We start from the raw sequence: 10,717 nt of genomic DNA on the forward strand, positions 1-10,717 counted from the left end.
GAAGCGCTCAAAGAGGTACCGGGTATCACGGCCGGATTTCAATTTCCAGTCCAGATGCGTTTTAATGAATTGATGACCGGCGCACGCCAGGATGTGGTTTGCAAAATTTTCGGGGAAGACCTGGATACCCTGGCGCTTTATGCGAAAAAACTCGGAGCGCTGGTCAACCATGTGGAAGGAACGAGAAATTTATATGTGGAAGCGGTTTCGGGTATGCCGCAGATTACGATCCGTTACAACCGCAGCGCGCTGGCGCAATATGGCTTGGATATTTCGGCGGTCAATAGGACAGTCAATACCGCACTCGCCGGGCAAAGTACCGGAATGGTTTTTGAAGGCGAAAAGCGCTTTGAACTGGTGGTCAGGCTCAGTGGCGAACGTAAGAAAAACCTGGAAGATATCCGTAACCTGCTGGTGGCCGCGCCTAATGGTACGCAGATTCCACTTGATCAGCTCGCCGAAGTGAAGATCCAAAACGGCCCGAACCAGATTCAGCGCGAGGATGCAAAAAGGCGGATTGTGGTCGGCTTTAACATTGCAGGGCGCGATGTGCAAACTATTGTCAATGAACTGCAAAGCAAGGTGAGGCAAAACCTGAAACTTCCTACGGGCTACTATATCACCTACGGAGGATCTTTTGAAAACCTTAACGCCGCCAAACAGCGTCTGATGATCGCCGTGCCAGTTTCGTTGCTGCTCATTTTTGTGCTCTTGTTTTTTGCATTCAACTCGGTGAAAGACGGATTGCTGATTTACTCGGCTATACCATTGTCTGCCATTGGCGGGATATTCTTTCTGGCTTTACGCGGTATGCCGTTCAGTATCAGCGCTGGAATCGGTTTTGTAGCCCTCTTTGGTGTAGCAGTCTTAAATGGAATTGTGTTGGTAGCAGAATTTAACCGCATCCGAAAAGAAGAGCAAAAAGACATTAGACAAGCGGTTCTCGAAGGAACACAGCACAGGCTCCGGCCTGTATTAATGACCGCTTTTGTGGCTTCGCTGGGATTTTTTCCAATGGCTATCAGTAATGGGGCTGGTGCCGAGGTCCAAAGGCCGCTCGCTACGGTTGTCATCGGCGGGCTTTTGGTTGCCACGTTTCTGACTCTTTTCGTACTTCCGGTTCTATACCTCTTTTTTGAAAATGGTTTTAAATTCAGATTGAACCAGAAGTCAAAGCTGGCTTCCTTATTTATTCCGGCCATTTTAATGCTCGCTAGTTCAAACAGTTTCGCTCAAACCCAACTGGACCTGAAATCGGCCACGGAAATTGCATTGACCAATAATCAGAACCTGAAAATCGAAAAGCTCCGGGTTGAGTATCACAAATCATTGATGAAGACGGCTGTAGTATTACCACAAACAGGATTTCAAATAGAGGCTGGGCAGATCAACAGCTTTTATACGGACACACGCTTTAACATCACACAATCATTCAGTTTGCCGGTTGTTTATGCAAGGCAAAAGACGCTTTTACAAAGTGAGCTATCAGCCAGCGTTTTGAATGTGGCTGTCAGGGAGAATGAATTGAAAAGGAATGTTGCGCAGGCATTTTATTTGTTTTTATACCAAAAGAAAAAAGAAGAGCTGCTGATTTCGCTGGATAGTTTGTACACCGGTTTTTACAAAAGGGCGCAGGAGCGGTTTGAAAAAGGCGAGAGCGACATTCTTGAAAAAACGACAGTGGAAACCCAGCTTGCAGAAATTCAAATGCAAAGGCAGCAGCTGGAATCTGACCTAACTTTGTCCAGGCTGCAATTTCAGTTACTACTCAATACGACGACTAGCCCGGAACCCCAGCAGACGGGTAACGTGTACAATCCGGTGGCAATTTCAGATTCAGTTCAGGTCGATAACCACCCTCAGATGCGATTACTGATGCAGCAGCAACAGATTGCAGCAGCCAGCATCAATGTCGAAAAGGCGAAACTGTTGCCGCAGCTCAATTTGGGATATAACAACATGAGCATGCGCGGCATAGGTGCTGATGATAAAGCTTACACTGCTGCTCAAAGATTTCAATCCGCCCAGCTCGGTATTGGTATCCCGATTTTTGCTGGTGCGCAAAAGGCGCGTATCAATAGTGCCCGCATAAACCAGGATATCAGCCGGCAAAGCTATCAGGCAGGTACGCAAATCTTGAAATCTCAATATTTATCCGCGCTGGCAGAGTACCGCAAGTTCCTGACCATGGTCCGATACTATGAAACGAGCGGACTCCAACAAGCGGCTTTGATTACGGCGACTGCCAACCAGCAACTGGCGGGCGGCAATATCAATTACCTGCAATGGGTACAGCTCATTAACCACGCTACATCGATCCGGAGCTTGTACCTGGATGCAGTTATGAACCTGAACATCAAGGCGATTGACCTCGATTATTACCTCCAAAACTAACTTAGCAGGATGAAATATCTGATCTTCAGCGTACTTATGTGGTTTTTTCTGTCCTGTTCAAAAAAGGCTGAAAACGAACCGGTAACAACCGAAAAAACGATCGAAACCAATGTGGCTTCATTGAGCGAAAAGCAGATTCAGAATGCTGGGATTACAACGGCATTGCCAGAGAAAAAGCAGGTATCTTCGGTTTTAAAACTGAACGGGAAAATTGATGTGCCGCCACAGAACATTGTTTCGATCAGTGTACCATTAGGCGGGTATCTTCAAACCACAAAACTGTTGCCCGGAACGCGTGTGAAAAAGGGTGAAATCCTGGCGGTAATGGAAGACCAGCAATACATTCAGTTGCAGCAGGATTATTTGACCGGCCTGGCGAGGGCGGCTTTTCTCGAAAATGACTATCTGCGTCAGAAAGATTTGAATAAAAGCAAATCGAGCAGCGACAAGATCTTTCAACAGGCGGAATCGGATTATCAAAGCCAACAGGTAATGATGAAATCACTCTACGAAAAGTTGAAACTGGCAGGTATCAATCCAGAGAAGCTGACCAAGGATAATATTTCCAGGAGTGTTAATATTCGTTCCCCCATTAATGGTTACGTTTCCAAAGTCAATGTCAACATTGGCCGGTATGTGTCACCGACGGATGTTCTTTTTGAACTGATCAATCCTGCTGACATTCATCTGGCGCTGAAAGTTTTTGAGAAGGATTTGGATAAAATCAAAATCGGTCAGCAGATACTGGCCTATACCAACAATGCGCCTGATAAAAAATACCAATGTGAAATCATTCTGATCAGCAGGGATTTATCTTCGGAAAGAACCGCCGAAGTGCATTCGCATTTTGAGCGATACGAGCCAGATCTGCTTCCCGGCATGTTCATGAACGCCGACATTCAGCTCGACAGTCGCTCCGTTCTGGTACTGCCCGACGATGCCATTGTTACTTACGAAGACAAGCAGTATATTTTTATTCCAAAAGGCAAACGCAGCTTTGAGATGAAACAGGTGCAAACCAAAACTTCGGAGAACGGGCTAACTGAAATTATTACGAAAGAACCGCTGGAAGATCAGTTATGCGTAGTCAAAGGGACCTATTCGCTTTTAATGTTTTTGAAAAATAAATCGGAAGATTAACTTCCGACTCAGTCCATTCTTTCACCTTAACCTCTCGAAATCATGTTGAAGAAAATCTTAATTGGCTTGCTTATCATCCTGGTTATCATTCAAGTGATCAGACCCGGAAAAAATCTGTCCGACGATCAGACAAACAATATTGCCCTGAAATATCCCGTTTCCGGTGAGGTAAAAGAGCTGTTAAGGGTTGCATGTGACGATTGCCACAGTAACAAAACGGCCTACCCATGGTATGTCAATATCCAGCCGGTCGCCTGGTTTTTGGACCATCATGTGCAGGAAGGGAAACGGGAACTCAACTTCTCTACATTCCTCCAACTTCCCATCGCCGTTCAGAACCATAAGTTTGATGAGATCATTGAAATGGTCGAAAAAAAGGAAATGCCGCTGGAATCGTATACATTCTTCGGACTGCATCAAGAAGCTAATCTAAACGATCAGCAGCGTGAGTTGCTCATCAATTGGGCGAAACAGCAAATGACGACGTTGAAAAAAGAATATCCTGCCGACAGTCTGAAAATGAAAAGAAGGAGTAATCCAGAAGGTTAATAGCGTTTTGGGAAGATAATTTAGTCAGCTCACATACTAGATTTTAAGGTATAAAATGCAAGATTCTGAGCCTCGCGCATACGCACGTTGTTTTTAAGATATTGTGTTTTCATCGCCGCAAACATGGAAATCACCATAAGCGGCGCGAGGATATGCAATGAAAATAACGACTACCGGGCGGTAGTCATTCGACGATCCTCACTGGATGAAAGTTTTTATACACCTCTGAAATCGCCCGCAATGTTCAAACGGCGTTCCGGGTTTTGATTGCTTTGTTCAATGAGTGCATTTGGTGCGGTTCCCGCAAACTGTTTGAAATCCTTGACCAGATGCTGATAGTCGGAATACCCCGAATGCAACGCGACGCTGAGCCAATCCAATTCGGGATTAAATTCTTTCATTTCATAAGCCTGATAGAACCGGCAAATCCGGGCGTAATATTTGGGTGTAATCCCAATTTGTCTTACAAAGCGGTTCTCAAATTGACGAACACTCAGACAGGCCTGATCAGCCATTCTTGCCAGATCGAATTGCTGCGGCGAGGCCAGGATCAGTCTGCCAATTTTGTCAAATGGCTGAATTTTATGTTTTAATCCCAGTATTCTTTTCAAGAAAAATGCATCCAAAATGGATGGGATCGATGCATAATCCGGCGCATTGGCAAGGCGGTCATCGACTTCACCGATATCCTGTCCAAAGATCAGCGCTGCATCTACGCCCTGGTGGACGAGCTCGTTCATGGGAATACCCGAAAGCTGAAATAGCGCACCTGGCTGGAACCGTACATGAACAAACATAAATTCATGGGTCAGGTGAAAATTCTGGCGGTAATCTGGCTGGCCGAATACATAGGTTTTCGGACGTTTTTCGAAAAGCTTTAATTCCGGACTTTCGGCAACAAGATTACCAATAATCTGAAACGTCATTCCTTCTTCCGGATTGATCGGATACGCTTTTACCGGCGCGGGGGCATCGTGGTCGAAAACCATATGCAACAGCAAATACTCTTTCACATAGCTGCTTACGGTCGAAGCTGGTGAGATACGTTTGCAAATCATAGCGACGTCTTATTTTGCTGAAAGATAGCAATTATAGATTTCATGATATGCTAGCTTATCAATTAGTTACAGCACAAAAATGAATATTTAACCCATCGCCTTGGTGGTAAAAAATCGCAATTATGAAACGGTGCCGCCAGGTACCCAAAAATGTTTCTCATATAAATATCCGATAGATAGGGTGCGTCAATTATCACCGCTGGGCGCGCTGTGCAGAAAGTCATTGCCCTGCTCTTTGCCCTTCTTAAATTCGAGCTTGCCGAACTTGTAGGTAAAGCTCACTCCAAATGAGCGGTAGGGGACAAGCACGGTATTGGTTGAGATGTAATTGCCTGTTCTGATGGTCGTAACCTGGCTGATGTATTTGGTAAACGGATTGGTGGCGGTAAAACCAATGCTGGCATTTTTGTGGTTGAACTGCTTGCGGAATGCGAAGTTGTAAGTCAACTGCTGCGGGCGTTTTCCCTGAATGGTATTGATGGCAGAGGAGTAATTTCCAAAACCTTCCAGGATCAGATCTTTGGGAAGCTGGTAAGTCGCATTCAGGTTGAACCGCCAGTTGGTACCGTTGGTCACATTCCCAGCGAGCAGGTCGTTTACAACGCGTTTTTGAGTTACCATCAAATTTCCCCGCAGGTTTAGCTGGCTGCTGATCGGCATGGAACCCGAAACACTCACACCGGAATTGTATTCAATACCAATGTTCTGGCGGTTTGTAACCGAGACATTGACGTAGGTCGAGTCCCCGATGAGATAAGTCGGGTAAAGGACCGTGTATGGCTTCACATCATCGGTATTGATCCGCTCGATCAATGCGATATATAGATTTCCGCCGTTTTTGAAGGATTTATTATAACCTAATTCAAAATTATTCCCGATTTCTGGCTTTAAGAGCGGGTTTCCGGTGGTAATGTTATAAGGATCGCTCAGGTTCATGAAGGGGTTAATATCCCGGTATTCGGCCCGTTCGATCCGGCGCGTAAAAGCCAGTTTCAGCGACTGCTCATCTTTAAAATTATGAGAGAAAATAAGCGATGGTACCAGGTTATTGTAGGAAGGGATCGAAGTGTTGGGATAGTCAATTTTTACATCCGTATGCTCGAAACGGGCACCGGCTTTTACATTTAAAAAGTTGAAAAGTGAGAATGTAGTCGACAAATAACCCGCGTAAATTTTCATATCATAGCCTAGCTCGTAGGATTGCGCCACGTCGGGAATGTATTGGTTCAATGAGGGTTTGAAAACACGGATATCGGCGACGCTGCTAATGTTTTGCAAAACTGTTTTGACCCCGGTTTCAATGATGAAATCTTTCTTGACAGGGTGGGAGTAGTCGATCGAAATGTTGGTCTGCTTGTCGTTTCCAGGCGTATTTCCGGAAGTTCCCGCGTATGGTACCTTTTCAGAAGTCAGGTTTTGCAGCTGATAGTAGCTATTACGCGGCTTTCCAAAACTGGAACTGTACAGCACATTCAGTTCCTGACCATCTTTTCGGAATTTTTTGATATAATTCAAGTTCCAGTCGATCGCACCAATGCCGCCTTTGCTGCTTGAATTGCGGAGGATCTCGGAGTTGGAAAGCGGAAAGCCGGATCGGTCCAAAAGCGTTTGGGAAGTGTTGGTAATGCCACTGCTGCTGTTATTGAAATTGTTGTAACCCACCGCCCCGATCAGGTTATCCTTTTTTGATATACTCCAATCGAAACCAATTCCGGAACGGTAACCACTTCTTTGGAAATCCTGATAGCCATTTTGCAAAAGCCGGGTTTGGGTATTATCCGTAGGGTTGGTCGAAAGCCGGTCCTGCGCGCTGGGCGTGCGGGAGCTTAATTGTTTGTTGCCGCTGAAAAAAGCATTGAGACCGAAGTTGTTTTTTCTGAAATTCAAATTCACAGAAGCGTTTTCAAGTCGTGTACCCGCTGCCAAGTTTACACTTCCGTTGATTCCCTGCAGCCGGTTGTCTTTGAGGATGATGTTGATAATCCCGCCCGTTCCCTGCGCGTCATATTTGGCTCCCGGGCTGGTGATGGCTTCAATGCTTTTGATCTGGTTAGCGGGAATAGATGCGAGGGCATCGGTGAGGCTGCTGCCAAAAACGCTGGAAGGCTTGCCGTTGATCAAGAAACGCACATTCGGATTTCCCTGCAATTCCACATTACCATCAATATCCACGGAGACCTGCGGCACTTTTTTGAGAACATCGAGTGCTACACCAGCCTGGGAAGTAACATCATTGGCCGCATTAAAAACAATCTTGTCGATCTGATTTTCAATGATTGCTGCCTGCCCGGTGACTATCACTTCGGCCAGTGTTTTTACAGAGGAGGTTAGTGTAATGTTTCCCAGATCCGCCGTTTTCCTTCCGGTACCGAGATTTACATCCTTGACGGATTTTTTCTCGTAACCAATAAAATCAATATTAACAGTAAAAGTCCCTGCGCCAATCCCCGTGATTTCAAAATATCCCGTCGAGTCAGTGACCGCCCCGTTCACAACTTTGTTGGTGGCCTGGTCGGTGAGTCCGACGGAAGCGTACTCAACAGGCTTGCTGGTCGCTGCGTCGGCGATTTTGCCGGTTATCTTAATGTTTGATTTATTCTGGGCGAATGCGCCGGTCCAGAAAAATAGGAGTAGGAATGCGGAAGAAATGACTGGCTTCATGGATACGTCTGATGATGAAGCAAACGTAGCGACCAATTCTGGAGAATTTTTAGAGAAAAGCTTTGAAGTATGCTATTCCGGAAAATTTAATTCCACTTTAATGTAAACCGGTGTAGACCATTGGAGAAAGTATAGTGAATGTTGATTCGCAGCTGATCGCATATTTGCTTTACAATCGATAGCCCTAGCCCGTTACGCTGGCTGTGCTGCTCTTCTTTGTAAAATCTGCGAAACAATCGATCGGCGTCCAGTTGCCTGGGCGGACCGGTGTTTTCAATGTGCAATTCATTGGCAGTGAGTTTAATGGAAATCGTTCCGCCTTCTTTGTTATGTCTGCCTGCATTGCCGATCAGATTGTTAAGCAGAATGTCTATCAGTTCCGGGTTAGCCCTTATCGTAGACGGATGCAGATTCGTATGATAGGCGATCTCATTATTTAGCCAGAATTCCTGAAACTGGTAGATCTTTTCCTGCGCACTTTCAAGCAGGTTTACCAGCTGCGTTTCTGCATATTGGTTGTTTTCGATTTTCGCCAGAAGCAATAGTGACTGGTTAAGTTTGTTCAACCTTTTTATCCCCGAATAAATGCTGGCCAATGCCTGCGTTTGCTTCTCAGAAAGGCCTTCCTCCTGGATTACCAAATCAAGTTTTGAGCGGATGATGGCCAGCGGCGTCTGGATTTCGTGTGACGCATTCTCAGTAAATTCTTTCAGGATCTGGTAGTCCGACTCAGCGGTAGTGATCGTATCGCCCAGTAGTTTGTTCATGTAGGAAAACTCTTCAATGTCTGTAACAGGAAAATCAGGAATTTGTTTTTTACCAAGTTTGAAGCTTTTCATCGCTGTTAACGAAAGGTAAAAAGGCTGCCAGAGCTGGCGAAGGATTACCTGATTGAGAAAAATTGTCGTAACGATCACAATTAGCAGCATCGCAATGGTAATCCCTACTACGGTCCTCGTCAGCAGCCTCACTCCTTCAATCGGTTTGGCCAGGGTAATGCGGTAATGCTGATTGTCAACAGTTTGTATGTAGCTGAGCTGTCTATAATTGTGAGAGCGCTTTTCCCGCCGGTCTGAAATAATGACGGTTACCAGCGAATCGCTTTTGACCGGATCATTGACCTTCTTGTAGCTAACCCGCGTTTCGTCCATGGGAGCGACCGGGGGCAGCTCTCCATGTTTTTCCAAATAATTTTCAATCCTTCCGCGGTAATCCTCCAATGCTTCGTCCAGCTCATGAACCAACACATAGCTGACCAGAAAGTAATAACAAATGCCCGAAAGCATGAAAAGCGCGACCATTACGGTCACGTTGATGCGGTTATATCGGGTGAATAGCTTCATAGCAGTCAGTTGTCAATACTGAATTTGTAGCCCATTCCGTACACCGCTTTTATGTAGTCTTCGCAACCCGCATTCATCAGTTTTTTTCTCAGGTTTTTGATATGGGAATAAATAAAATCATAGCTGTCTGCCATATCAATATCATCGCCCCAGAGATGTTCTACAATGGCTTCTTTGGTAACAACCCGGTTTTTGTTGCTCAAAAAATACAGCAGCAGTTCATATTCTTTTTTGGTTAATGCAATAGGCTGCTCGCCGGATTTGAGCACACGATCGAACAAGTCGAGGGTGAGCGGCCCGACAGCAATCCGGGTTTTGCCGTCAAATGATTTGCGCCTGACGATGGCGGCCACCCGCGCGCCGAGTTCAGCAAGATGAAAGGGTTTGGTAAGGTAATCGTCGGCGCCGGTGTTGAGGCCTTTAATCCGGTCATCCAGTGAATTTTTCGCACTGATGATTAAAACGCCTTCTGATTTGTTCATCGTTTTCAGTTCTGCCAGAATATCCAGGCCGTTGCCACGCGGCAAGGTGATATCCAGTATAATGCAGGCGTATTCATTGATCATTACCTTTTCCAGCGCCTTGGGGTAATCATAGGCTGTTTCGCAGGTAAACTGCTCGGAGTTCAGATAAAAGCAAATGCTGTCTGAAAGCTCTTTCTCATCCTCAATGACCAGTAATTTCATGAATATCTGATATTTGTATGCTATGAATCTATAAAGATGATCCTACAATCTGAATTATTTTTGGAGAGATGCACGTTACCAGATGATCACGATAGTGCCACCAACAATCATCAGCGCGCCAAGTATCGTTTTCAAGTCAACGGGCTCCTTTAATATTAAAATTGCTAAGCCAATGGCAATCGCAACACTCAGCTTGTCGATCGGTGCAACTTTTGAAACGTCGCCGGTTTCCAACGCTTTGAAATAAAATATCCAGGATAGACCGGTAGCAATTCCTGAAAGGCCGAGAAAGCATAATATTTCCACATATCTTCATTCTATTCAGATGGTTCCTTTGGCAAAAGTGAAATTAAAGTGGGGCTAACCGCAAGTGTCTGGAAAATTTTAAAAAAAGAAAGGCAATGAGTGCGCTGGTTTGAATGGTCAAACAGAAAATCGGTCTTTCGCCCGCTGCTTTTCGTAAGTTACTGAATCCGAATTAGGAACTCGCCCTATACCAAACTGCAGTATGAAAGGAACCAAAAAACAAGACCTGCCGCAGAAGACTTGCGTCGTCTGTGGCAGGCCATTTACCTGGCGGAAGAAGTGGGAGAAAGTTTGGGACGAAGTCAAGTATTGCAGTGAAAAGTGCCGCCGTGCAAAATGACTATGTGCTCCTATCGTTTTAGTATTTTCAAACTTTGCGTATGTGTGGCCGTGCTGACCCGCAGGATGTACATTCCGGTTTGCTTTTGAGTCATTGGGATCGTTTCCTGGTAAGTATCTGTTTCTGCGGTCACCACCTTATCCAGGACCGTGCGGCCGGAGACGTCCAGCAATTGCAGCCTCACTTTCTCTCCCCCTGCACCTTCAACGTGAACGGAAAACTGATCATCCACAGGATTAG

At 45.5% G+C, this 10,717-nt stretch carries 10 protein-coding genes; 4 read left to right on the top strand and 6 right to left on the bottom strand.

From position 1 onward, the window contains the following. The 3 genes from ABIO93_RS21635 to ABIO93_RS21645 form a co-directional block, all read left to right on the top strand. Window positions 1-2,394, top strand: a 2,394-nt coding sequence (locus tag ABIO93_RS21635; RefSeq protein ID WP_348071519.1) for an efflux RND transporter permease subunit, incomplete at its 5' end; no start/stop codon positions are given. Between the two features lie 9 nt (window positions 2,395-2,403). Further along, complete coding sequence (locus tag ABIO93_RS21640; protein ID WP_348071521.1) at window positions 2,404-3,534, top strand: efflux RND transporter periplasmic adaptor subunit; 1,131 nt, start codon at window positions 2,404-2,406, stop codon at window positions 3,532-3,534. A 42-nt stretch (window positions 3,535-3,576) separates the two neighbouring features. Beyond that, complete coding sequence (locus ABIO93_RS21645; protein ID WP_348071523.1) at window positions 3,577-4,083, top strand: heme-binding domain-containing protein; 507 nt, start codon at window positions 3,577-3,579, stop codon at window positions 4,081-4,083. Window positions 4,084-4,298: 215 nt separating this feature from the next. On the opposite strand, the gene ABIO93_RS21650 is transcribed toward ABIO93_RS21645, so the two are convergent. The 5 genes from ABIO93_RS21650 to ABIO93_RS21670 form a co-directional block, all read right to left on the bottom strand. After that, entirely contained in the window at window positions 4,299-5,141 is an 843-nt protein-coding gene (locus tag ABIO93_RS21650) for a helix-turn-helix domain-containing protein (RefSeq protein WP_348071525.1), read from the bottom strand. 186 nt (window positions 5,142-5,327) lie between these two features. Continuing rightward, the gene (locus ABIO93_RS21655; RefSeq protein WP_348071527.1) at window positions 5,328-7,802 is read right to left on the bottom strand and encodes a TonB-dependent receptor; all 2,475 of its coding nucleotides are present in this window, start codon (window positions 7,800-7,802) and stop codon (window positions 5,328-5,330) included. An 86-nt stretch (window positions 7,803-7,888) separates the two neighbouring features. Then, window positions 7,889-9,145 (bottom strand): HAMP domain-containing sensor histidine kinase, encoded by a 1,257-nt coding sequence (locus tag ABIO93_RS21660; RefSeq protein ID WP_348071529.1) that lies wholly within the window; start codon window positions 9,143-9,145, stop codon window positions 7,889-7,891. A 5-nt stretch (window positions 9,146-9,150) separates the two neighbouring features. Further along, window positions 9,151-9,831 (bottom strand): response regulator transcription factor, encoded by a 681-nt coding sequence (locus ABIO93_RS21665; protein ID WP_348071531.1) that lies wholly within the window; start codon window positions 9,829-9,831, stop codon window positions 9,151-9,153. Between the two features lie 75 nt (window positions 9,832-9,906). Then, window positions 9,907-10,137 carry an EamA family transporter gene (locus ABIO93_RS21670; RefSeq protein ID WP_348071533.1) on the bottom strand — a complete coding sequence of 77 codons (231 nt, stop codon included), beginning with the start codon at window positions 10,135-10,137 and terminating at the stop codon, window positions 9,907-9,909. Between the two features lie 202 nt (window positions 10,138-10,339). On the opposite strand from ABIO93_RS21670, the gene ABIO93_RS21675 reads away from it, so the two are divergent. Further along, the gene (locus ABIO93_RS21675; RefSeq protein ID WP_348071535.1) at window positions 10,340-10,477 is read left to right on the top strand and encodes a DUF2256 domain-containing protein; all 138 of its coding nucleotides are present in this window, start codon (window positions 10,340-10,342) and stop codon (window positions 10,475-10,477) included. Window positions 10,478-10,487: 10 nt separating this feature from the next. On the opposite strand, the gene ABIO93_RS21680 is transcribed toward ABIO93_RS21675, so the two are convergent. Then, a partial coding sequence (locus ABIO93_RS21680) for a T9SS type A sorting domain-containing protein (protein ID WP_348071537.1) occupies window positions 10,488-10,717 on the bottom strand: 230 nt, incomplete at its 5' end.

Origin of the sequence: Dyadobacter sp. (assembly GCF_039919315.1) — a bacterium.
In the GTDB taxonomy this organism is placed as follows: Bacteria; Bacteroidota; Bacteroidia; order Cytophagales; family Spirosomataceae; genus Dyadobacter.